This is a genomic window from Candidatus Poribacteria bacterium, from assembly GCA_009839745.1.
Taxonomy (GTDB): Bacteria; Poribacteria; WGA-4E; order WGA-4E; family WGA-3G; genus WGA-3G.
Genome location: VXPE01000110.1, coordinates 14,887 through 39,489 on the forward strand (window position 1 = coordinate 14,887; position 24,603 = coordinate 39,489).

The 24,603-nt window shown below is 48.6% G+C and carries 22 protein-coding genes and 2 tRNA genes; 6 read left to right on the forward strand and 18 right to left on the reverse strand.

Features of this window, described 5'->3' with window-relative positions; genetic code table 11:
* Positions 1-48 precede the first annotated feature (48 nt).
* From F4X88_16725 to F4X88_16805, 17 genes are all read right to left on the reverse strand, one after another.
* On the reverse strand, positions 49-2,112 hold the full coding sequence (locus F4X88_16725; protein MYA57928.1) for a thioredoxin domain-containing protein: 2,064 nt from the start codon (positions 2,110-2,112) through the stop codon (positions 49-51).
* A gap of 101 nt (positions 2,113-2,213) precedes the next feature.
* Positions 2,214-2,285: transfer RNA gene (locus F4X88_16730), tRNA-Glu, on the reverse strand.
* Between the two features lie 119 nt (positions 2,286-2,404).
* Positions 2,405-2,475, reverse strand: a tRNA-Gln gene (locus F4X88_16735).
* 197 nt (positions 2,476-2,672) lie between these two features.
* Entirely contained in the window at positions 2,673-4,163 is a 1,491-nt protein-coding gene (locus F4X88_16740) for an NADH-quinone oxidoreductase subunit N (GenBank protein ID MYA57929.1), read from the reverse strand.
* A 177-nt stretch (positions 4,164-4,340) separates the two neighbouring features.
* Positions 4,341-5,852, reverse strand: coding sequence for an NADH-quinone oxidoreductase subunit M (locus F4X88_16745; protein MYA57930.1), 1,512 nt, complete (start codon positions 5,850-5,852; stop codon positions 4,341-4,343).
* Between the two features lie 129 nt (positions 5,853-5,981).
* The gene (locus F4X88_16750; GenBank protein ID MYA57931.1) at positions 5,982-8,201 is read right to left on the reverse strand and encodes an NADH-quinone oxidoreductase subunit L; all 2,220 of its coding nucleotides are present in this window, start codon (positions 8,199-8,201) and stop codon (positions 5,982-5,984) included.
* 119 nt (positions 8,202-8,320) lie between these two features.
* Positions 8,321-8,629, reverse strand: coding sequence for an NADH-quinone oxidoreductase subunit NuoK (gene nuoK / locus F4X88_16755; GenBank protein ID MYA57932.1), 309 nt, complete (start codon positions 8,627-8,629; stop codon positions 8,321-8,323).
* Positions 8,630-8,645: 16 nt separating this feature from the next.
* The gene (locus tag F4X88_16760) at positions 8,646-9,176 is read right to left on the reverse strand and encodes an NADH-quinone oxidoreductase subunit J (GenBank protein MYA57933.1); all 531 of its coding nucleotides are present in this window, start codon (positions 9,174-9,176) and stop codon (positions 8,646-8,648) included.
* 198 nt (positions 9,177-9,374) lie between these two features.
* Complete coding sequence (locus F4X88_16765) at positions 9,375-9,878, reverse strand: hypothetical protein (protein MYA57934.1); 504 nt, start codon at positions 9,876-9,878, stop codon at positions 9,375-9,377.
* A gap of 255 nt (positions 9,879-10,133) precedes the next feature.
* A complete protein-coding gene (nuoH, locus tag F4X88_16770) occupies positions 10,134-11,384 on the reverse strand; it encodes an NADH-quinone oxidoreductase subunit NuoH (GenBank protein MYA57935.1) in 1,251 nt (416 codons plus the stop codon).
* Positions 11,385-11,446: 62 nt separating this feature from the next.
* The gene (locus tag F4X88_16775) at positions 11,447-12,652 is read right to left on the reverse strand and encodes an NADH-quinone oxidoreductase subunit D (GenBank protein ID MYA57936.1); all 1,206 of its coding nucleotides are present in this window, start codon (positions 12,650-12,652) and stop codon (positions 11,447-11,449) included.
* A gap of 409 nt (positions 12,653-13,061) precedes the next feature.
* Complete coding sequence (locus F4X88_16780; protein MYA57937.1) at positions 13,062-13,547, reverse strand: NADH-quinone oxidoreductase subunit C; 486 nt, start codon at positions 13,545-13,547, stop codon at positions 13,062-13,064.
* Between the two features lie 106 nt (positions 13,548-13,653).
* Positions 13,654-14,223, reverse strand: a complete 570-nt coding sequence (locus F4X88_16785; protein ID MYA57938.1) for an NADH-quinone oxidoreductase subunit B — start codon at positions 14,221-14,223, stop codon at positions 13,654-13,656.
* Complete coding sequence (locus F4X88_16790; GenBank protein ID MYA57939.1) at positions 14,213-14,623, reverse strand: NADH-quinone oxidoreductase subunit A; 411 nt, start codon at positions 14,621-14,623, stop codon at positions 14,213-14,215. Before F4X88_16790 ends, F4X88_16785 begins: the two co-directional genes overlap by 11 nt.
* A gap of 277 nt (positions 14,624-14,900) precedes the next feature.
* A complete protein-coding gene (locus F4X88_16795) occupies positions 14,901-15,677 on the reverse strand; it encodes a hypothetical protein (GenBank protein ID MYA57940.1) in 777 nt (258 codons plus the stop codon).
* An 18-nt stretch (positions 15,678-15,695) separates the two neighbouring features.
* The gene (locus F4X88_16800; GenBank protein ID MYA57941.1) at positions 15,696-16,775 is read right to left on the reverse strand and encodes a mandelate racemase/muconate lactonizing enzyme family protein; all 1,080 of its coding nucleotides are present in this window, start codon (positions 16,773-16,775) and stop codon (positions 15,696-15,698) included.
* Between the two features lie 94 nt (positions 16,776-16,869).
* The gene (locus F4X88_16805; protein ID MYA57942.1) at positions 16,870-17,547 is read right to left on the reverse strand and encodes a ThuA domain-containing protein; all 678 of its coding nucleotides are present in this window, start codon (positions 17,545-17,547) and stop codon (positions 16,870-16,872) included.
* A gap of 224 nt (positions 17,548-17,771) precedes the next feature.
* Here F4X88_16805 and F4X88_16810 point away from each other — a divergent pair, with 224 nt between their 5' ends.
* From F4X88_16810 to F4X88_16835, 6 genes are all read left to right on the forward strand, one after another.
* Complete coding sequence (locus F4X88_16810; protein MYA57943.1) at positions 17,772-18,554, forward strand: hypothetical protein; 783 nt, start codon at positions 17,772-17,774, stop codon at positions 18,552-18,554.
* A gap of 410 nt (positions 18,555-18,964) precedes the next feature.
* Entirely contained in the window at positions 18,965-19,306 is a 342-nt protein-coding gene (locus F4X88_16815; GenBank protein MYA57944.1) for a hypothetical protein, read from the forward strand.
* A gap of 364 nt (positions 19,307-19,670) precedes the next feature.
* Positions 19,671-20,966: an AAA family ATPase gene (locus tag F4X88_16820; GenBank protein MYA57945.1), complete on the forward strand. Its 1,296-nt coding sequence runs from the start codon at positions 19,671-19,673 to the stop codon at positions 20,964-20,966.
* The gene (locus tag F4X88_16825) at positions 20,963-21,496 is read left to right on the forward strand and encodes a hypothetical protein (GenBank protein ID MYA57946.1); all 534 of its coding nucleotides are present in this window, start codon (positions 20,963-20,965) and stop codon (positions 21,494-21,496) included. The genes F4X88_16820 and F4X88_16825 overlap by 4 nt, the downstream gene beginning before the upstream one ends.
* A 264-nt stretch (positions 21,497-21,760) precedes the next feature.
* Entirely contained in the window at positions 21,761-22,411 is a 651-nt protein-coding gene (locus F4X88_16830) for a hypothetical protein (protein MYA57947.1), read from the forward strand.
* Positions 22,412-22,445: 34 nt separating this feature from the next.
* Positions 22,446-23,348: a phytanoyl-CoA dioxygenase family protein gene (locus F4X88_16835; GenBank protein ID MYA57948.1), complete on the forward strand. Its 903-nt coding sequence runs from the start codon at positions 22,446-22,448 to the stop codon at positions 23,346-23,348.
* On the opposite strand, the gene F4X88_16840 is transcribed toward F4X88_16835, so the two are convergent.
* On the reverse strand, positions 23,345-24,520 hold the full coding sequence (locus F4X88_16840) for an aminotransferase class I/II-fold pyridoxal phosphate-dependent enzyme (GenBank protein ID MYA57949.1): 1,176 nt from the start codon (positions 24,518-24,520) through the stop codon (positions 23,345-23,347). The genes F4X88_16835 and F4X88_16840 overlap by 4 nt on opposite strands.
* Positions 24,521-24,603: the final 83 nt, after the last annotated feature.

A 24,603-nucleotide genomic window follows, 5' to 3' on the forward strand; every position in this document is an offset into this window, starting at 1 on the left:
CGAGGTTAGGTAACCTCGCCAGTGGTGTACCCGTGGGATTGTATGGGGTTATTGTAAGAGTTCTATGAATGCATCAACATCCGTTGTGGGGGCTTGGCAGACGTAATTCTCGCAGACGTAGGCGGTTGCGGTGTCGTCAACTTGGGTCTTGCCAGCGAGGAGCGGTAACGTCTGTCCGTCAGTGGATTCGCTCAAGGCGACGATTTTGTTGGGCAGATACGTGCCGTGCAATGCTTCTAACATCGCCTCCGTTTTTGCATTCCCTTTTTCACCAACAATCGCAATCTCTTTGGGTGTCGATAGCAGGAATGCTAATTCACAGAGCAGCTGCCCGGATCCTGAAGGCATCGCCTCCATTTGCTGGAAGTAGAGCAACAACGTCTCAACGGCTTTGTCGTGGAATTCAGAATTGTCAAGGTGTTTGGCGAGCCGTAGGAGACTGTGAATCGCCATGGATGCCCCGGAAGGTGTGGCACCGTCGTAAGCGGACTTGGATTGGACGATCAGCGTCTCGTGTGCTTTGCCAGTGAAGAAGAACCCGTCGCCTGCGTCGTCCCCGAACTGATCGATCATGATGTGTGCGAGGCGTTCGGCTTCAGTGAGCCACCGCGGTTCAAAACTGGCTTCGTAGAGCGCGATTAACCCAGCGATGAAGTAGGCGTAGTCCTCAAGATAGGCGTTGAGGTGGCTTTTACCGGCACGATAGGTGCGCAAGAGGAGTCCGTCCTCTTGTGATAGGGTCGTCAAGACGAATTCAGCGGATTTTTCACACGCCTCAAGGTATTCAGGTTTCCCGGTCAGTTGGTATCCCATCGCCATACCGCGAATCATGATTCCGTTCCAACTGGTGAGGATTTTGTCGTCCAATCCGGGTTTAATTCGCTTCTCTCGTTCATCAAACAACTTCTGCTTTCCATCTGCGAGAAGCGTTTCCAGTTCCTCGCCATCCAGACGCAGCTTCCGAGCAAAGACATCAGGTGGCGTCTGGACGTGGAGGATGTTTTCTCCCTCAAAGTTGCCTTGTGGTGTGATGTCGTAATACTCACAGAAGATCTGGGCATTCTCTTCACCAACGACATCTTCCACATCGTTCGGCTCCCAGACGAAGAATTTGCCCTCTACCCCTTCACTATCGGCATCTTGGGTGGAATAGAAACCGCCGTTTTCTGCGTCGTACATCTCACGGAGAACGTAATCGAGGGTTTCCGTGGCTACATCACGATAGAACGGTTTCTGCGTGGCTTGATACGCCTCAAAATAGGCGACAACGAGTTGTGCGTTGTCATATAACATCTTCTCAAAATGTGGGACAAGCCAGTGAGCATCGGTGGAATATCGGTGAAAACCGCCACCGAGTTGGTCATACATACCCCCGCGCGCCATCTTCTCCAGTGTAAGCTCGACCATCTCTAAGGCGTTGGCGTTGCCGCTGTGGTGCCAATAGCGCAGGAGGAAAGGCAATCCCATGCTGGGTGGGAATTTGGGAGGGTCGCCGAATCCACCGTGGTGTGCATCGAATCGCGAGTGGTAGTGCTGAAACGCCTGGGTCATCAACTCTTCCGTGAGTTCATAATGGTGCGGGTCAACGACGTTACTCATCTGGGCAAGGTGGTCAGTAATTTGGTCGGCTTGCTGTAGGACCTGCACATTTTGATCCCTGAACGCCTCAGCAACAGCATGCATCACCTTCGGGAACCCGGGTCTACCGTATCCGTCGGTCGGCGGGTAATAGGTTCCGCCGAAGAAGGGTTTCAGGTCAGGCGTGAGGAAGACCGTCATGGGCCAGCCCCCTTGACGGGCCATGATCTGGACGGCGTTCATGTAGATTTCATCTAAATCGGGACGCTCTTCTCTATCGACCTTGATGTTGATGAAAAGCTCGTTCATGACCGCGGCGATCTCTTCATTTTCAAAGGATTCGCGTTCCATGACGTGGCACCAGTGGCACGCGGAGTAGCCGATACTCAGAAGGATAGGCTTCTGGTCATCTTTGGCGCGCGTCAATGCTTCTTCGCCCCAGGGATACCAGTCAACGGGATTATGGGCATGCTGGAGCAGATAGGGGCTTGTTTCATGGATAAGGCGGTTGGTGTGTTCGGGTGTACCGTGCATGTGGGCATTTCTCCAATGTGTGGGACTCTACTTTAGAAGGTGTTCTTGCACTCAAAAAAATGGGCGGGTAGTATGGAAGCCCGCCCTTACAGGTGAAGAGATACCGCTACGGGGATTCGAACCCCGGTTTGGTGGCTGAGAACCACCCGTCCTAACCCCTAGACGATAGCGGCATATTGAGAGAATAGAAAAACTAAAAACGCAGCCTGCGACAACGGCGCAGGCGACTCTACGGAAATGAACGCAAAAACTTCAGTCTACCTGCCCGAACCGCAAGTTAAAATTAAAATGACTGCCCGGGAAGGACTCGAACCTTCACTACGTGGTCCAGAGCCACGCGTCCTACCATTAGACGACCGGGCATCAACACGCATTTGCGGCGTGTTATGTTTAAGTATACCTTAAGAAATCGCGTTTGTCAATTTTTCGACAGATAAGTAAATTTAACTTTTGTTCGCGTGTCTAATAGCAGTGCCTACGATTGTACCCAAACCAGCAAGAAAAGTAATAAATACAGCCGCAATAACCCATTCCATCCAGTTCATTACTATTCCTTCAATTCATTGCATCGGTATCACGGAGTCTGAGATATTGGAAAATGTATAGAAAATATTGAGGAATCCGATGAGGATCGTTGGGATGACAAAGACGCTCAAGAGGGCAAAAGTGCCGGTAGAAAAGGAGACCTGCGTCGTTTCCTCTCCAGCATCTTCGAGAAACATCGCTTTCACAATACGGGCATAATAGTAGAGCGAGACGACGCTATTGAGCAGCCCGACAAGTGCGAGCCAATAATACCCTTGCTCAAGAACAGCGGCAAAGAGTAGCCATTTTCCGAAGAAACCCGCGAAGGGCGGAATCCCTGTCAGCGAAAAGAGGAAAATCACCATTGCCCAAGCGACCAACGGTGCCCGCGAGGCGAGACCGCGATAGCCCTCAATCATCTCAGTTCCCTCCTCATTCGCAATCAGGACAACGACATAAAACGCGCCTAAGTTCATAAAGAGATAGACAACGAGATAGAAGAGGATCGCGCCGATGCCTTCAGAGGTGAGCAGGACCCCCCCCATCAAAAGGTACCCCCCGTGTGCGATGCTGGAATACGCCAATAAACGCTTCACATTCTGTTGTGGCAAAGCGGCGAGATTGCCGACAGTCATCGTCAATGCAGAAACGATCGCTAACATAAAGGTCCAATCAACAGCTTGCATCAATTCAGAATTGCCAAACCCGGCATAGAAAAACCTGATGAACAGGGCAAAACCTGCGGATTTTGAGGCGACTGACAGAAAGGCGGTGATTGGGATAGGGGCGCCTTCATAGACATCAGGGGACCACATGTGAAACGGGACTGAGGCGATCTTATAGCCTACGCCCGCAAGAATGAAGGTTATGGCAATTAGCACAGCAAGAGGGGTAACGTCTCCAGATGCGAGGAGCTCGGTGAGTCGCACGCTAATTTGACCGAGATCGCCGGAGCCCGTCATCCCAAAGAGGAGCGACAACCCGAAGAGCATGGTGCCAGAGGCGACTGCGCCATAGGTTATGTATTTAAACGCAGCTTCACTGGAACGCGGGCTATGTGTCAAGAACCCGGCGAGAATATAGGAGGTAAGACTTACCGTTTCCAACGAGATGAATATCATCAACAGATTTGTCGAGGATGCCATCAGGAACATGCCGAGGGTGATGGCTAACAAAAGTGCATAGTATTCGCCTTTCAAACGGGCGTCCAGTTCGTCGGAGCGGAGCGAAAAGAGAATCGTTGCAGCGGTTGCGAGTAGCAATAAAACCTTGAAAAAGCTGGAAAACTCGTCAAGTCGGACCATCCCCAAAAAGAGGGAAATGGGACCTTCATCGCCGAAAGAGAAGTGCGTGATTAGGACAGCGGCGAAAACGCAAACACACCCTGCGAGGGAGAGATGTGCGACTGCGGAACTTTCTCCATCCTTTACAACGAGATCAAGGAGTACAACAGCGGCGGCAAAAATCACAAGGAGGATTTCTGGGCTGAAGTAGAGGAGGCTTTCGATGTTGCTTAAGGGTTGCATATTTTAATTTTTTAATTTTACCTTGCGGTTCGGTCAGAGGCGCGGGTTCAATAACGTCTATCGCTGTCTATCCGCTTGCGCCGTTGTTGCAAGCTACGCGCTTGGGTCTAACAAAAACTTCTTTACTGACAACTATAATTATACCTTACGGTTTGGTCAGGTGCCTGGGTTCAATTTTTAATTTACCTGCAGGACACCAATGAGACTGGTAACCGATTCTCTGAACATATCAATAGCGAAGTTGGGCCAAACGCCAAGCACGATGGTTAAGATGCCAAGTGGCACCAATGTCAGAATTTCGCGTCCATTGATTTCGGGAAGGTCTTCATATTTAGGGTTGAGTGTCCCTAAGAAAACCCTTTGGAGCGTCCAGAGGAAATATGCCGCACCGACAACGATCCCGATAGTGGACAAGATGGTCAACAGTTTGAATTTATCGTAGGCACCGAGTAAGGAGAGTGCCTCTCCGACGAATCCACTCAAGCCGGGGAGTCCCAAAGAAGCCATGAACGCAAGCGTCGTAATGCCGGTATAGACAGGCATTTTGGTTCCCAGACCGCCGAATCCATTGATTTCACGATGGTGTGCCCTGTCGTAAAGGACACCGACGAGTAGGAAGAGCATGGCACTGATGACACCGTGGTTGAACATCTGGAGAATTGCGCCGGTAATACCCTCCGGATTTCGGGCGGAAAGTCCGAGGATGACGAACCCCATGTGCCCGATACTCGAGTACGCGACCAATTTCTTAAAGTCGGTTTGTGCCAGGGCACAGAAGGATCCGTAGACGATATTAATAAATCCAAGAAGTGCAAGACTATTGCCCCAGAAACCCATCCCATTACAGAAGAAGTCCAAGCCTTGTGGGAACATCGCCATGTTTACCCGAACCAACCCATAAGTTCCCATTTTTAGGAGAATCCCGGCAAGGATAACGCTAATGGCTGTCGGTGCTTCGACGTGTGCATCGGGAAGCCACGTATGGAACGGAAAGATTGGCACTTTTACAGCAAACCCGACAAAGAAACCGAGGAAGACCCAGATCTGGAAGTTGAGGTTGTTCAGGGCGTGTCCCGCTGTAGACGCTAACGTAATGAGTGTCGGAATATCAAAGGTTCGTGCCCCTGGTGTGCCACTGTTGAGATAGACGGCTATCATCGCAACCAACATTAACACACTGCCAAAGAGCGTATAGAGGAAGAACTTAATTGCAGCGTATTCGCGGCGCGGTCCGCCCCAGATACCGATAAGGAAGTACATCGGCAGGAGTGTCAGTTCAAAGAAGACGTAGAACAGGAACAGATCCAAGGCAGCGAAGAAACCCAGCATTCCGGTCTCAAGCAGTAGGAACAACGCCATGTAAGCCTTGATACCTTTTTCGATGTTTCGCCAAGAGGCAATAACACAGATGGGCCCTAAGAGTGCAGTGAGGAGCAGAAGTGTCACACTGAGTCCGTCAATGCCGATGTGATATTGGATATTAAACGCTTGGATCCAAGGGACGTTAACGACGTACTGTGTTCCTGCAGTCGAGCGGTCATAGGAGATAAATAAAGTGACTGCGAGTGCGAGTGGGATGAGTGTAAAGAGGAGCGTAACGCGTTTAATCAGTTCCTCTGACTCGCGCGGCAGAAGTAAAACAGCGATCATCCCGAGCAACGGGATAAAAATCATCAACGATAGTAACATTTTTTAATTCTTCCTTGCGGTTCGGTCAGGTGGGTTTAAGGTTTAGAATGCTTTTCCGTATACCTGAAGAAACACCCAAGCAAAAACCCCTCCATTTCATTATGGAATGGCGCGCGGGAAACCCAACAGTTAAAGAGCCCGAAAAATCAGGATTAACAATACAATTCCAGCGAGCACAACGAAGAGATAGGTTTGAATCGCGCCGGTCTGGATCCGACGGACTCTTCCGCCGATTGCCCACGTAACCTCAGCAACTCGATTCACCATGCCATCAACGACACGGTTATCAAAAGAGCCGATGAACACAGCGAGGAAGTCTCGCGTCACTTTTCCAACACCGTTGACGATACCGTCAACGACAGTTCCATCGAATTGCGCGAAGAGTCGTGCTTTCCACACGGTTAGCGCGACCAATACACCGTTGTAAAACTCGTCAAAGTAGTATTTATGCCAGAACAAATTATAAAGCGGTCGGAAAGTCGTTGCGACAGATTCGGCAGACAAAGTCCTCTTGTGGTAGAACAACCATGAGAGGAATATACCCAATCCAGCGGCGCAAATAGATAGCACCATCGCGATGGTATGTGCAGGACCGTGGTGTCCATGATGCCCATCATCAGCGTGTGCGCCGTGTGTATCGTGTCCGCTTTCTTCCGCTGCGACTGCTTCAGAAACGCCGAAGAGTGATAGAGTGACTCGCGCCTCGTCCATTTTGCTGTCAGGTGAAGCGTCCGCGTGCTGTGGTGCGTGAAGATGCGGTTGTTCTGGTGGTTTAACATAGTCTTCGTTAAACCAAAGTATATTCACGACAGGGAGACTCAGAACCGCCAAAATGAGGAGCGGCACGGTCATCGACTTCGGGGATTCATGCGCCATGTCGTGCATCTCCTGATTGCGCGGTTCGCCGAAGAAGGTCATGAAAATCAGTCGGAACATATAGAATGCCGTAATTCCAGCGGCACAGAGTGCTATCCCGAATAGGAGATAGTGATGGACAGAGTTCCATTCCATCGCTCGCCCGAGCACACCGCCTAAGATCGCGTCCTTGCTCCAGAATCCGGAGAAGACAAAAGGCACTCCAGAAATGGACAACGTTGCGATGAGCATTGTGACAAAAGTAATTGGCATTTTGTGGCGCAGTCCGCCCATGTTCCGCATGTCCTGATCGGGCGGAATTTCGGAACCGTGATCATGGACTAAAGCGTGGTCGTCGTGTTCATGTCCGTGTGTATCGTGGGCATGATCGTTTTCATCGTCATGTGCGTGCGCATGCATGGCATGGAAGGCGTGGATGACGCTCCCTGAACCGAGAAACAGCAGTGCTTTGAAAAAGGCGTGTGTCGTGAGGTGGAAAAGCCCCGCGACATAACTTCCAGCCCCAATTCCAAGCATCATATAACCCAGTTGGCTAATCGTCGAGTATGCCAGAACCCGTTTAATGTCGAAGCGGACGATAGCGATAGTCGCAGCGATGAGTGCAGTAATGCCCCCGATGTAAGCAATAACTAAAGACGAGGTTTCTGTCAGGATAGGGAACATCCGAGCCGTAAGATATACGCCGGCGGCAACCATCGTCGCAGCATGAATCAAGGCACTGACGGGTGTAGGTCCTTCCATGGCATCAGGGAGCCATGTATGCAGCGGCACCTGTGCAGATTTACCGATAGCACCACAAAAGATGAGGACCCCTGCGATCGAGAGCCATACCATATCGCCGGTATTCAGGCTGGCGACAAGGGCAAAAATACCGCCTTCTCCATAGAGCGAGAGCGTTTTAAACTTAGTGAAGAGCATCATCATGCCGATGAACATACCGACATCACCGACACGTGTGGTCAAGAACGCTTTTTTACAGGCATCCGCGGCGGAATCCTTTTCAAACCAGAAACCGATGAGCAGATAGGAGCAAAGTCCAACAAGTTCCCAACCGATATAGATGCCGAGCAAGTTGTCCGACACGACCAAGAAGAGCATCGAAAAGGAGAAGAGCGAAAGGTAGGCAAAAAACCGTGGGTATCTCGGATCGCCGTGCATGTATCCCATTGAGAAAATATGAACGAGGCTACTGACGAGCGTGACAACAATCAGCATGATCGCTGTGACGCTGTCCAAATAAAAGCCCATAGAGAAGGTAACACCACCGAGCGAAATCCAATTAACTGTATGCGGTTCTGGATCGGGAGCGATTTCTCCCAACAACAGGAACGAACAGACGAGTGCAATGAGCATTGCGGCAGTGGAGAGGTAGTCCTGTCGCTGGAAACTCCGATTTCCCAAGCCCAAAAGCCCAAAGATCGCAAATGCGGCAAGCGGGCAAAGTAAGATGAGACTAATTAATAGAACAACCATACTTTTAACTATTGCTCCAGGGCGGTGTTTCCGTTGTCAACACCGATCTAAAATTGATGAAAGAACCTGTTTGCAGTTCAAAAAGGTTTCTTAACGTTTTAGCAGTTATCGCTAAAAAATTACCCCTTTAAGGTGTCCACTTCGTTGGGACGGATGCTCCCGAATTCACGGTAGATCGCGAGGATAATCGCCAAAAAGACAGCGGCTTCCGCTGCGGCGAGCACAATCCCAAAAATCGCGATAATTTGTCCGCTGATGTCTTCTGGTGGTGTCACAAAACGCGAGAATGCGGCAAAGTTAAGATTACACGAATTGAGAATCAATTCAATTCCCATCAAAATACTAATGGCGTTGCGTCGGGTCAAGACGGCGAAGATACCGAGCGTGAACAGAATCGCACTGATAACGAGGTAGTGTTGTAGGGTCATCTTTGGTGTAAAGGGTTTAGTCCCTAACCTCCTTCCGGGAAATCAGGGCGGCTCCGATTAATGCGACTAACAACAGCACAGAGACGACCTCAAAGGGCAAGAGAAATTGTCCATTCAGGATCAACTCGCCAATGCGTTCTGTTGTCGGTGGAAGCTCAGTGCCATCGTCGGTGAGATTCTTCCATGCGGGTGTATTCGCAATAACGGTTAAGAGCAACATAAGCAGTGCCAGTGCAATCACGCCTCCGAGCAGCAGTTGTCCGCGTTCTATATGACCTTTAACCTGAATGGGCATGTCAAAACGTTCGCTTGTCATCATGACCCCGAATAGAATGAGGACGAGTATACCACCGACATAGACAATCACCTGCGTTGCAGCGAGAAAATCAGCCTGTAAAAAGACGTAAAGCCCGGCAACACCGAAGAGCGTCACCATGAGCGAAAACGCCGCGTGGACAATGTTTCGGACTGTGACAACGATGAGCGCTGAGGCGACTGTCATCAGGGCAAAGCCGTAAAAAATAAATGTTTTAAGCGTAAATTCCATTCTTTTAAGCTGGCGCAAGCGAATTGTCAGGATTACTTGGCGTGCAGCTCCTCTTTTCAAACCCGCACTGCTACCGTTGTTGCAGTGCTGCTGACTTTTGCCAATCTTTTCAACTTTTTAGGACATCAAGCAAGTGCCACAGAAACCCCATTCAATACGAATTAAATCTGTAACGCAAGATCCAACGTTATGAAAGTGCTAATCTGCGGCATCCACTTCTTCCGTGCTACCTTTACCGTACATCTCCTGTTTGTCAAACTTAAAGATGAGATCCGATCGGTCGAATTTTGAGTATTCAACCCCGGCGAGTGTGTCCTTCATAGTGAGACACTCCGTCGGACAAACTTCAGTACAAAGTCCACAATACATACAGAGGGACATATCAATATCGAACTGATCGAGGTAGAAGACCACCGGATTTCGGGTGACAACACGCGACACCTCGTCACCGGAAAACGTCTGGGTTCGATTCTCAACTCCTGATGATTCAAGGCGGTCTATGACCTCCTGTGAACCTTGGCGAGACGTGATATTCGTAAGGGTTATTGAATCTGCCGATTTTATTTTTTTATCGTTCCCTTCAATAATACCGATGACTTCCCGCCCATCCTTGAGGTGCACAACGTTCATGCTATCCCAGAGTTGTTCACCTTTGGGAAGTTTGGTCCCTGTGATGGTAATGCAATCGACAGGACAAATCATCTCACATTTTTTGCACCCGATGCAATCCTCAATTCGATTGTAGAGTTGCCCGCGATACCCCTTCGGAATCTCTCGGACGTTGCGTTTCTTTTCAAAGTCGTGTTCATACGGATATTGATGTGTGACATTCGGTTTAAAGAACTGCCTGATTGTCACCCGCATCCCGACGAGTACAGTATAAACGCCTCTGTAGATGTTTCGTATGTATTTGTCCATTTTAGGTGCTCCTTCCAGATAATGGATACAGATACGACCCTAACTGGGTTGTGGTGCGGGTCTCTGTGCGAGACCCCGTCCAGCAACCTTATACGCAGCGATAAGTCCAATATAGATAATTGCACAACTAATGCTGGTGCTGATCACAGTGTCTTCCGGGAAAATGAGTCCCCAGATACCAGTGCCTAAGATGTTAAAGAAGGCGATCGGGATGAAGTATTTCCAGCAGAGATTCATCAGCTGATCTACTCGCAAGCGCGGCAACGTCCACCTCAACCACATCATCAAGAAAACGAGTGCCATGGATTTGATAACAAAACCGGGGAAGCCGCCGAGGATATCGTAACCCGGCAAAACACCTTCCCAACCGCCGAGGAATAGTGTTACAGCGATTGCGCTCACAGCGAACATATTCGCGTATTCAGCAATAAAGAAGAGTGCGAAACGCATACCGCTATACTCGGTATGGAAACCCGCAACGATTTCGGATTCGGCTTCAGGCAAATCAAACGGTGTTCGGTTTACTTCAGCGATAGAAGAGATAAAGAAGATAAAAAATGCGATAAAGGCAAAGGGGGTTCGGAAAATGAGCCAACTGAAAACGCCATTGGATTGACTTGCGACAATCTCTTGCATGCTCAAACTTTCGACGAGCATCACAACAGTAAGGATAGAAAGACCGAGCGGAATTTCATAACTGACAATCTGGGCAGCAGAACGGAGCGACCCCAACAGTGACCATTTGCTATTCGAGGACCAGCCCGCCATAATCACCCCCATAACAATCACAGAGGAGATCGCCATGATATAGAAGATGCCGATATTAAAGTCGCTCACCAATATACCGTCGCTGAAGGGAATCGCGGCGAAAACAGCAAAAGAGCAGGCAAAAATGATATAGGGTGCAAGCAGGAAAAGAAGTTTATCGCCTTGCGGGGGGATAAAATCTTCTTTGAAGATGAGTTTCACACCGTCGGCTAACGTTTGCAGTGTTCCCCACGGTCCGACGCGCATGGGACCCGTTCGATTCTGAAAACGTGCAGAGACTTTTCGCTCGGCGAGCACCAATACCAAGGGGAGTAATGGGACGACTCCAACAAAAACGCCAGCACATGCAAACATGACGAGAACTGTGCCGATCTCCACAGGAAAATGCGAAGCGACCGCTTCCGGTAATCGCGGAATCACAACGTTCTGTATAAATTCCTCTGCCCAATTGCGTCCATCTTGTAGCCTTAGATTGGGAAAGAAATTTTCAGATATATTGAAATATGGGAAACCTGCAAGCATCGCCCTAAAATCCGACATCTAACCTCCTTGTTTGATTCGGTCCACTTCGCTATGAAGTGCGTTTACCGGTCCACTTCTCCCATCACAATATCAATACTGCCGATAATCGCGATAATATCTGCGACCATCAAACCGCGACTGAGTTCCTGGAGTGCGCTCAAAGCACTGAAACAGGGGGAACGTCCCTTGAGACGGACAGGTTTCGGTGTGCCATCACTGACAATGTAGAAGCCGAGTTCACCGCGCGGGGCTTCACTGCGGAAATAGATTTCACCTTTCGGTGGACGGACGGCTTTTAAATCCGCCATTACTGGACCCTCGGGGAGTCCTTCCGCTAAAATCTGTCGCACAATCCGGACAGACTCTTTCATTTCGTCCATGCGTATTTTGTAACGACACCAACAGTCACCGACGACCGCTCCTAATTCTGGAACGTCCACAGCAACAGGCACATCAAAGTCAAATCTGTCGTAAATAGAGTAAGGTTCGTCTCGGCGCAGATCCCAATCAATACCGGAACCGCGAAGGTTCGGACCCGTTGCGCCGTAGCTGAGTGCCATCTCTGCTGACATGACAGCGACCCCCGTCGTGCGTTGCGCGAAGATGCTGTTTTTTGTCAGGAGTTCGTTATATTCGTCAATCAACGGTTCAAAGTAGTCTAAAAACGCTTCGACTTCGTCCAAAAAGTTCTGTTCGGCAATGGAACCCGACTCCATCGGGATGATTTCGGAGACGCCCCCGATGCGGATATAGTTGTAGGTGAGACGTGCGCCGCATACTTTCTCAAAAAGCAGGAGCAACCGTTCCCGATCCCGGAAGGCGTAAAGAAATGGCGTAAATGCACCGAGGTCCATCCCGTAGGTCCCGAAGGAGAGGAGATGGCTCGCAATACGATTTAATTCACAGATAAGTACCCGCAGGTATTCCGCCCGTTCCGGCACCTCGAAGTTCTTGGTTTCATCCATCTCCAACAATTTCTCAACAGCGAGACAGAACCCCCAATTCTGGTTCATCGCCGCTATATAATCCATTCGGTCGGTAAAGGGAATAATTTGGGGATAGGAGAGGTTCTCGGAGTGCTTCTCAAAACAGCGATGCAGGTAGCCGATGTGGGGGATTGCTTCCCGAACGACTTCGCCATCCAATTTCAACTCCAGCCGTAACACGCCGTGTGTACTTGGATGCTGAGGTCCCATGTTAACAACCATTTCATCAGCGAACGGTTTCAATTCTATAATTTTGCTTTCAGTCTGTGGCGTAGCTTCCATTTTTTAATTTTACCTTGCGGTTAAAGCAGGGCGGTTTGGTTTACGACTGTCCTTTCTTAAATCCGCTTTCCACTTCGTTCCAAGCTGCGTTTCTTTTTCTGTTAGGACTTACGCGTTCTCTCGTATTTTTAGACTTTACCAGTATATATGATACCATTTTTGCCGTTCAATGTCAAATCTTGACCTGTTTTTTCAGAGAAGATTTGTGTCGTAATTTGGCTCCCATTCCCAGAGAAAAATGTTACACTAAGTGTAACATTGCAGGCTTAACATTCACGTCCCGTAAACCTACGTCCTGACTGCGTTCGGAGGCATTTTGAGTGCCGTGCTCCGTTTCGAAAAAATTAAAAAAACATTAAAAGTGTAACATTTTCTCTGTCGCGTCGCACAAAACGCAATGTCTCTATATCTAATATGGCACACGCATGCCGCGATAGAATTCAGGCTCCTTGTAGTCCTTACGTAGGGGGTATCCGTCCCAATCATCGGGAAGCAAGATACGGCGGAGATCGGTGTGTCCCTCAAAGAAGATGCCGTAGAGGTCATAAGCCTCACGTTCGTGCCAATCCGCGGTTTTCCAGATATGCGAGACGCTTGGAAGGTGTGAATCGGTTTTCGGAACCGTCGCTTTCAGCACGACGCTATGCCGGTGCTGCATGGCATAGAGATGGTAGACAATAGCCAGTTCTTCGTCCCTGGCACTCAAATCAAGACCACTAAGGCACATCAGGGAATCAAATGCCAATGTGTCGTTTTCGGCGAGATATTGGCACACATCGGCGATTGCTGAGGGGGCAATGCGAATATTCGGGTCACCAGCGAGTTCGGTGTCAAAACCGAGGACGGCTTCACCGAACTGTTTGGTTAGGACTTCATAGATTTCTTCCGGTTTCACGTATATCCTACTCCATGTCGCGATTACAAATCGCTCCTACCGTTGGACACCTGGTCGTTTAGACGGTAGTTTCAGTCTTTCGGCGCAGCTTGCAAGCCGAAACTTGCTATTCCCTGTCGCCTTCTGGGGCTTCAGTTCCCTCAAGCTCGTACCACTCCGTTTTCGTAAAGAGTCTCTTCAGGAAGGGGACGTGATCGCGTTTTGCGACGGTCTGGGTTCTAATCTTCTCTTGTAACTTGAGCAGTCCTTCAATAAGTGCTTCCGGGCGCGGTGGGCATCCGGGCACATACACATCAACAGGAATAATCCGATCCACGCCTTTGAGGACGTGGTATCCGTGTTGCCAATAGGGGCCGCCGCTGGTCGCACAACTGCCCATCGAAATAACATATTTCGGTTCCGGCATCTGTTCATAAAGCCGTCGGATCCGAGTTGCCATTTTGAGTGTCACCGTGCCAGAGATGACCATGAGATCGGACTGACGGGGTGTCGCGCGCGGCACACCTGCCCCGAACCGGTCGAGGTCGTAGTTAGAAGCGGCAGTCGCCATAAATTCAATGGCACAGCAGGCAAGCCCGAACGTCATGGGCCAGAGGGCGGAGGAGCGTGCCCAGTTGGCGACGGCATCAACCGAGGTGACAATAACATTTTTGTCCAGTTTTTCATCAATTATCATAACTTTCTTCCCTCCGGACGGATTGGACTTCCAACTGCGTGGATCGGATCCATTCCAGATCTCCCTTTGCCCAGACATAAGCAAGCCCGACTAACAGAATGGCGATGAAAACGAGCATCTCCAAAAATGCGAAGAGCCCGAAGTCGCGAAAGACGACCGCCCACGGGAAAAGAAACACCGTCTCCACGTCAAAGATGAGGAAAATGAGCGCGATGACGTAAAAGCGGGTGTTAAACTTAATCCGTGTATCACCGATCGGATCTTCGCCGCATTCGTATGGGATATACTTTTCGCCTGAGAATTGTTTCGTATGGAGGAGGCGAGAGATAGTAAGGTTTAAAACGACAAATAAACAGCCAACAATCAAGAAGATTAGCACATTTGCGAAGTTAAAAAGCATTCTGGGTGATCCTTGAGAATCGCGATGTCACGTAAACTTTAGGGTGTATGCGTTTCGTTGGTTAAAATTATATATTATTTCGCGCTAATTTGCAAGTAAAATTTTTAAAGGACGCGAGGGCATTCTGTTTGGGCATTTCGCAAAGAATTAAGACTAAAGACTTTCCCAAATCCCTATTCTAAAGATTAGGTTTGTAAACTCGTGATGCACCCCATCACGCTTAAAATCAGAACTATACAAAGAAGTATAAGACAGTTAGATGGTTTCATAGAAAATTTTACTCTATCGTTAGTGTGATTTCGTTAGATACAAGCGGTGCCTTCCCACGCCGCGATTTGACGGGTAAGTAAATGTCCTTCACTTCACCCTTGTGTCTTTCTTCAATAAATTTAATTTGTTCTTGGTAGTAATTGACAGCGTCCGCCTTTGCGGCTGCTTGAAGATTCGGATCACTCTGAAGCCGTGCGAGATCGCGCTTTAATTCGAGTATCTCGGGGTGATCCTCAATGATAGATTCTCGGTAAACTTCCAGATCAATCGCGAGTGTTAGGGTGTAAATGCCGGGTTGTAACCGATAGTATCGCTGGATATCTTTCAATGTCAGTTCCTGCTTCATGTCCGCTTTGAAATCAAACCCGTGGATACATCGGACAGACTTTCCGTCGTGTTTTACATATTTCTGTGGGTTCTCCTGTGTAATTGCGCGCTTCGGTTCGACGATTTGTCCATTCGCGTCCTTTACAGTTATCCGCGTGAAGGCACCCTTTGTCGCGACACTGAAGAAAGGCACGAGGAGGTCAAATTTGCCGTTCTGAATATTGAGTTGAAGGGGAATTTCTTCCTGTGCAGCATAATTTGCCTTAGGGGTCGAGAGGTGAAGTTCCGAGAGCGGACGTGATGCTTCCTCCGTCTCTGCAGCGGGAGCAGGCGTATCGGTTGCGGTTTGCATCGTCTGTAGGTTTCCGAGGCATCCAGCAAAAGTAAAGACAAGCAGAAAGAGGCAAAGCGGCATAAATTTTAGGATAATTGGGTTGTCAGGTTTGCAAAACATCATTCAGACTCCTGAGATATTTTAAAGTGTAATGCCGAGTCCGGTTCGGGAAGGCACGTCAATAAATCCATCAACGATTGCTTCGGGTGGATCAATGAGCGTGGCGCGCCAGTCTACTTCTCCCCACGCGTATTCAAGGATTGCGAAGTTCGGGACACTCGCCATGCATTGCACACTCGCGGCGGTCGCGACAGGACCACTCGGATTGTGGGGTGTTACCATGACGTTTCGTGCAGCAGCAAGCGTCGCAATTTTTTTCAAACCCGTGATCCCGCCAACATGTTTGACATCCGGTAAAATATAATCAACGTGTGTTTGGGTTAGCAATCGATCAAAATCCGTGAGGGTGCGTAAGCGTTCACCGGTTGCGATTGGAATCCCAATGGATTGACTCATATAGGCAAAGGCATCGAGATTGTCCAGGGACACGGCATCCTCAATCCAGAAGAGGTGCAAGTCCTCCAGTTCCTTTGCGACTTGGATGAGAATACCCGGGTTAAAACGACTGTGGCAATCCACCATGAGATCGATATCCGCACCGATCGCTGCGCGAATTGTGCGAATGCGCTCAATTCCCGTGCAGATAGCAGGGGTCAGCGTTCCGCGTGAAACGTTCACAACGGAAACATCGTCGAAGGGTGCACATTTTATGGCGGTAAACCCCTCAGCAACGGCGCGCTCGGCGTTGGTAGCAAAACCGAAAGGGGTGCGATCGAGGGTTGCACGGTTGATATTGGCGTAAAGACGGATCTTTTCTCGGCACTTGCCGCCTAACAATTGATAACTCGGCACATCCAACGCCTTACCTATCAGATCGCACATCGCCTGCTCAATCCCGCTGAGAGCGGTATGGTAGGTGTGGCTTTCAGCGTCGTGGTAGAAACGTTGGCGAAATGCCTCAAGTTGAAACGGATCCCAACCGATGAGCACAGATCTGAGTGTTTGAATGATATGTTGGATGCTCGCGTCGTCCCTACCGTGGGAAGCCTCGCCAACACCGACTGTGCCGTCATCGGCATGGACTTTGACGAAGACCCAATTGCCGCGGTGGTTTACCTGAACGATCTCGGTCTCTATGTTTGTGATTTTTAGTGTGGGCATTTAGATTTAAGGTAGTGGAGTGGCGAGGCATGAATGCCTCGCCTTACAGAATTTTAGGTGTAACTTGCAGGTTTCCAAGATTGACTATACAAAACTACGATGCTGCTGCCCATTTCACGCCTTGGGTGAGAAACTTCTGCATTCCGACGCGCTCGAAGGTTCCGGGTCCGTGTCCTAACGTGGTGTAAAAGACGCGTCCAGAACCGTAAGACCGCACCCATGCCATCGGGTGTGCCTTACCGAACCATTCAGCAGATGCCAGCACGTGAATATGGGGATCGTGGGCGGAGATATAGATTTCATCTTCCACATCAAAATCTTCGACGCCTTGGGTCGTGGGATGTTCGCTATCCTCAATATGGACAGTAAACGTTGAGCCGGGCGGATGCCAATTGGAAGCACCCCCGATGAGGTCCATTGCTTGACCACTGATCCACCACGCGGTCCCGTGAATGCCGACTAACCCTTTGCCGCTATTGACAAATTGGAACAAACCCTCTTCTTCAGCAGGCGCTAAATCGGAGACACGGGCGACGGAACCGTCCGCTTGGCGTTCTGTCCGCGTGAAGCCGGTGCCAAAGACACACGCATCGTAGGTATTTAACGCCTCGGATGCTAAAACCTCTTTATCGTCAGTTAACGTCGCTGAAATATTAGCATCGTCGGAGAGGAAATCGTGAATGATGCTGGCACTTGCACTGAAACCGTGGTTTTCACCTGATAACACGAGAATTTTCGACATGAGAGCCTCCAATGTAAAGCAAAGACACATTGCGTCTTAAGAGCACACACAATTTGGAAACGGCACTGAATCCGCCGCTTACGATGAAAAATCGAATGCAAGAACTGCAATTTGTGGAGATAGTTTAATTGAAAATCAAAATTGTGTCAAATCAATTCTCAGAAAATTTACCCCTCACAAAAAATCTTGAACTTTATTAGTGCCTCGTGTATAATCTGTAGAAATCTGATATTCCGATTACATGGAGATAGCACATGAAAATGCCCAAACTCGTCGTTGGATACTTACTGGATGACGAAGTGTTCGTCAAATCTTTTACGATCCCAGAATCTCACGATTGGATCAAGTGGTTAGCGAACGAGGAACTTGCTCAGTTTTTTGGGGAATTATTTGAATTGATGATCCAAATTTCAGAGGAAAAGGAGGATAGTGAAACGCTTCGGACTTTTCTCGACTTTTGGCATGAAATTGCCTTAAGTTGGCGCGAAATAGCGTTAGGTGAAGAAGACTCCGAGATACTTGAAAAAGCTAGCGAGACACTCGGAACTATTGTCACCAATTGGAACGAGGCTATCTTAAAAGGACAAGACCCGGAGATGCTTTTGAATTCTCTCGCCGGTTTACTCGGAAAAGCCATGATCGATTCTGAACGGGATGTTTTGTCAGATATTTTGGGGGCAGAACAGGAATTGGATGCGCCTTGGATAGATATCATTGAGGTGCAACAGGAACCCAGATTAACGACTCGCAAGACTTACGTTGAACCGGAGCCTGTGGCTGATGTAACAGAAGAACAACGGGATGCCTACTTAGCTGAAACTATCTATGAACTTGGACTCTCTACTCGAGCCCAAAGCTGCCTTGAAAGGGAAAATATCCGAACCGTCCAAGAACTCATCGCAAAAGAGGAATGGGACCTTCTGGAATACAAAGGGCTCGGAGAAGGGACGCTCAACGAAATCAGAAACCGACTCGCTTCTAAGGGGCTCTACCTGGGAATGGATTTGGATAACATAGATGACGAGGAAGAGTTTTAACATCTGAACAGCGGCCCGGGGTGAAAAACGTTTCAACGATTTTGCCGGTCTCGGTGACCATCAGATGGACTTTCAGACCACAGTTAGGTCCATGGGGGGCTCCTTTTGGTTTTTGGGATAAAAACACTATAAAGGAGATCCCATGGATTTACAACTCATTACTAACCGGCAACTTGGGTTAATATACGAAGAACCAAGTAAACCAATGCCCGTTGAGGATCCTTGGACAAAGTAGATAATTGATTACTACACAGGACTTACGCAATTTTGACCATAGCACGTTTTGTGAGATGGAAATGGCTAAAAAATGCAGGGTAAAAAATGCAGACGGTCTCTTGACACAGGCTAACGGTTCCTATGCTACAAAAGAGCATCATACGTAAGCCCTAACTACATTGAAGGAGATGAAAATGAAATTCATCACACTGTTATTCGCAGTGCTTTTGTGCTTTACTGCATCTGCCTTCAGCGAATTGACCTCATCGGACATTGATAAGATTCGCTTAATTGTCAAAGAGGAAGTTGAGGCGGCAGTTGCGGCATCCGAGACACGGATGAAACACCATATCTCTACCGAAATTAAAGCAGTCAACATCACAATCGCGGAGATGGACAAACGCTTGAACCAGATTTTTACGTTGGTTATGGGTTTGATAGCATTAATCATAGTGGTCGTCGGAATCCCGCAAATCCTCGTCGCATTGCAGCGAAAAGACATGCGCGCACAAGATGAAAAGATTGAAGCACAATAAAAACAGATTGAAGCGTTGCAACAAAAAATGAAAACGGAGAGACAAGAACATACTGCCAGCCCTTAAAAAGTTATTGACGACATTTCGGAACAGTTGAATGAACGGCAAAGGAATGCATTTTTCTATGTGCAAAGACACGGGCAAATTGCGACAAAAGAGTATGTAGAGATCAACCGTGTTTCGCGCCAGACCGCCCATGCTGAACTAAGGGACTTGACTAACAAAGGTTTATTTACTATGACAGGAAAGGGAAGAGGAACAAGATACGTCCGAAAGGTCACTGATTAATTAGGCGATTAATTAGGCGATCAGGTGAACGATTAATTGCGTGATTAACTACGCCAACATAAGAAGTAGGATCTACATGTCAGATAAAACGATCAAAGGCATCACTAAAATAGCAGTCAAGGGTTTCAAGTCGATAGCGGAGGAGTGCGAAATCGACATCCGTCCGTTAACGATCCTTGCTGGTGCGAACAGTTCTGGGAAATCCAGTATCATGCAACCACTCCTAATGCTAAAACAGACGCTGGAGGCCCCCTATGATCCAGGACCGTTATTAATTGATGGCCCGAACGTTCAATTTACTGAGACAGCGCAATTTTTGTCCACACTACCTAACGGAAAAAGAACGGATCGTTTTCAGATTGGGATTAAGGTTGATGGGTCTGATTTTTCTGGGACAGTGAAAACGACTTTCAGAAAGAAACCAAGCGGAATTGAACTTGTCGAAATGGCAGTTGATCAATCTATACCGCCCGAGAGTTTTATCTTGTACCCTAAAATGTCGCAAAAAAAAATCAAACTGATAGTTGAACCTCCACCACCCTCGCTTTCTGAAGATGCTGATGTTGTAAAGCGTTCAGGTTGTTTTTTACGTTTAGAGTCTCAACATGGTTATTTTGTTTGGAATGTCGCCGTTGATGAGCTCGCAGATGATATTTTTAACAGCATCCACCTCCCCGGCTTGCGTGGCAATCCAGCGCGCACTTACAAACGGACTAGCGCAAGTTCTTGGTATCCTGGCACGTTTGAAAACTACGTTGCAAGCATCATTCACGAGTGGCAGGAGAGAAAAGATAAACGCTTGAAATGGGTTACCGATGCCCTTCGTACGCTTGGACTGACAGGACAGATCAGCACAAAAAAAATCGGTGATGTCGGTATCGAACTTCAAGTTGGTCGTCTCCCACGCGGCAGCACCGACGAGATGGATATGGTCAACATCACCGATGTAGGACTCGGTGTGTCTCAAGTTTTACCGGTTATAGTGGCATTGATTGTCTCGGAAACCGGACAGTTGGTCTATCTCGAACAACCAGAGTTACATCTTCATCCCCGCGCACAGGTCGCCTTAGCACAAGTGTTAGCAGATGCAGCGAAACGGGGTGTGCGCGTTGTCGCTGAAACGCACAGTTCGCTGCTGGTTTTGGGAGTTCAAACGCTCGTCGCAGAAGGCGACCTCTCGCCGGAGTTGGTAAAACTGCACTGGTTCTCACGGCAGGAGGATGGTGTGACCGAAGTCAACAGTGCCGACTTAGACGAGGCGGGGGCTTACGGAGAGTGGCCCGAAGATTTCGCAGATGTTAGTCTCAACGCGCAGAGTCGTTTTCTTGATGCCGTTGACAATGTCAGATTTGGCGACAAGGAAACTTCATGAGAGCAAGAAATTCAAAACGATTGGTGATTGACACAGATGTTGTCCAATCGTCTGGTGATGAAGCCGCGACAGATCCACGAGCCATTCATTGTCGTGATTTCTTAAAGGAAGTGAGGTCTCAAGATCATAGGGTGGTGATGACAAGAGAAATCAGTGATGAGTGGAAAAGACATCAATCTCGTTTTGCCCTTGAGTGGCGGGTGTCAATGGATGCACGCAGAAAAATAGATCGCATTAATCCATCAGAAGATAAGGAACTTCAAGACAAGGTCACAAATACAACAAACGATAAAAATGAGATTGAAGCGATGGAAAAAGACTTTCATCTCCTCCAAGCAGCACTCACAACCGATCAAACGGTCATTTCGCTGGATGAAACTATCCGCGGGCTTTTCAAACGAGCATCTCAACAGGTTGGCGAAATCCGAAATATTATCTGGGTAAATCCAGATAAGACAACGGAAGAACAACCTATTCTCTGGTTGCAAAATGGCGCACCGCCTGAAGCACATCGTCGGCTTTCTGCCTGATTCCATATTCATTATAATCAATAAGTTAGATGCTTGCACTAATTACTGGGTTTTGTTAAAATAGTCCTACCGACATTTAGCCCCTTTACAAGACAAAAATAGCATTTATGGTGAATTAGAAAAATACTTTTACACTTTATTAATACGACGGGCGATGAATCGCCCTACTACAAACGTTCCCTCGTTAAGGGTAGGTTAAACACAATTGTTAAGTTTCACCATATATTCTACCAACTATCAGTTAATATCATATAGGATTGAGAAGTGACGCAGTCGATTCAACGCATCACACAAAAAGATACGAATTACCCAACAGAATTAGAGCAGTATTTAAAAACGGAGACACCGGAGACGATCTGGGCACGCGGGAATATCGACCTGTTACCTTGGCAAAACACCACCTTAAATGGAGACCTCTGGGCACTCTTTTGCTCCAGCAAATGTCCCGGCGAGATTATTCTGAAAGCCCACGACTTGGCACAGAAATTCAAGGAAATAGGTATCCCTACAATCGGTGGGTATCACTCGCCAGTTGAGCAGGAGTGCCTACGTGTCTTATTGCGGGGGGCACAACCAATACTTTTATGTCCGGCGCGGAGTATCGAAAACATGCGACTGAAATCGACGTGGAAGGATGCGTTGTCTGAGGAGCGTCTCTTAATCCTATCTATTTTTGGCAGCCGCTATGAGCGATCGACCGCGGCATTGGCGCACCAACGCAATGCCTTTGTTGCAGCACTTGCGGACAAAATCTGTATCGCACACGCTGCAGAGGAGAGCAAGATTTTGGAATTTGCGCAGCAGGTATTGGCATGGGGTAAACCCGTTTTTACCCTTGACACACCAGCGAATCAATCGCTTTTTGAACTTGGGGCGCGACGGCTTGAACCGTCCCTAAATGTAAGGCAAAGATAAATTGTGCCTTAATGGCACAATTTGGAGGAAAATAATGGCGAAGACCGTTTTTTTGGGAGACCATGAACTTACTTTTCCCGGTCCACACCTCGGTGTGCTTCGGGACTGCAACGCTGTACTCGATTCAGCCGAGGGTTTGCAGAAACAGATAGCCGCGGACGGGTATCTCCTCGTTCGGGGCTTAATCGATAAAGAAAAAATTGTTGCGGGGCGTCGGGCTATCCTTGAATACGCCAATGGAAACGGGAAAGATGAGGTTTTCAAGTCCGGTACTGACATGATAGAAGCAATCGCCGGTGAGGGGAGTCCTGGACGCACAATGGGCACGCCTGCTGTTACACACCATCCAGACGTGCAGGCAGTTTTGGAAGGGGATGAACTCTTCAAGTTTTTCCGAACCTTCTTTAGTGGCGATACCCGAACTTTCGATTACAAGTGGCTACGGTTCGTCCGTCCTGATGGCTGGTCGGGACCCCATTTCGATTTCGTCTATATGGGGCGGGGTTCAGAGCAGTTGCACACCTGTTGGGTGCCGTTCGGCGATGTGCCAGCAACGATGGGAACATTGACTGTGCTTGTCGGATCGCATAATCTCCCAAGCTTCGCTCCGATTCGGGATACCTACGGCAAAACAGATGTTGACAGAGACGGCACCCCAGGACATTTCGGGCGCGTTCCGATGGAGATTAGTGAAAAATATGGGGGCGAGTGGCAGACAGCGGATTTCGAGATGGGGGATGTCATCATCTTCACGATGCACACGATGCACACCTCTACGAAGAATCTCTCCGACAGATGGCGAATCAGCTGTGATATCCGTTTCCAACCCGCAGAGCATCCTATTGATGAACGATGGGTCGGCAAAAACCCGATCTCCCACACGGGCAGTCAAAAAATTTCATTTGAAGAAGCAAAGAAAGAGTGGGGACTGGATTAACCGAACAACGCTCGTCGAATCTGACGCACTGCCTGACGAATCCGATCTTCGTTCTCTACGAGGGCAATACGGATATAGCCTTCGCCGTTATGCCCGAATCCCGCGCCGGGAGAAACACAGACCTCTGCTTCGCTCAGAAGTTTCATGGCGAATTCCATGGAGCCCAAGTGCTTCCACGCTTCAGGAATCGGTGCCCAGACGAACATTGAAGCCTGTGGTTTTGGGACCTTCCATCCGATTCTGTTTAGACCATCGACAAGCACATCACGGCGTTTTTGGTAGACGGCAGCGTTTTCCATCACCGTATCCTCTGGGGTCCGCAATGCCATAATTGCGGCGACCTGGATCGGCGCGAAAATCCCGTAATCGTAATATCCTTTAATCCGAGCGAGTGCTTCAACAATCTCACGGTTTCCAGCAGCAAATCCACACCGCCATCCCGCCATATTGTAGGATTTAGACAGAGAGATAAATTCGATACCGATATCCTTCGCCCCTTTTGCTTGCAAGAGACTCGGTGCCTTGTAGCCATCAAAAACAATGTCTGCATACGCCAAATCGTGGATTACAACAATCTCTTGGCGTTTCGCGAAGGCAACAATCTCTTCAAAGAAGCCAAGGTCGACGACAGCACCCGTTGGATTGTGCGGAAAACTTAAGATTAACACCTTGGGTCTGGGCCAGATGTCACGTGTGATTTCGGTAAGCGAGGGGATGAAATCGTTCTCTTCTGTGAGAGGTATGCTCACAACGCTTCCACCTGCGAGCACAATGCTGTACATGTGAATGGGAAAGGTCGGATTTGGGACCATCGCTAAGTCCCCATTATCAATTAAGGCTAAAGCAAGGTGTCCGAGTCCCTCTTTTGTGCCAATAACAGCGATTGCCTCTTCATTTGGATCAATATCCACACCGAACCGACGTTCATAATGCCAACTGACTTCCCTGCGCAGGTTGTAGATGCCACGCGAAACGGAATAGCGGTGATTTCTGAGTTCTTGCGCCGCCTCCGTCAATTTATCAATAATGGGTTGCGGGGTCGGTTGATTCGGATTGCCCATCCCCAAATCGATAATATCGATGCCTTGCTGCCGACGTTCGTGTGTTAACTGCCTCAGTTTGCCGAACATATAGGGTGGGAGTCGATTTAAGCGTTTTGAAAATATATTCATCTTTTAATTTTCCTTGCGGATAAGTGGAGTGGTCTGTAATCTGACGCTTATTGTGTTCGAGTCGCCCGCGCTGTTGTTGCGGG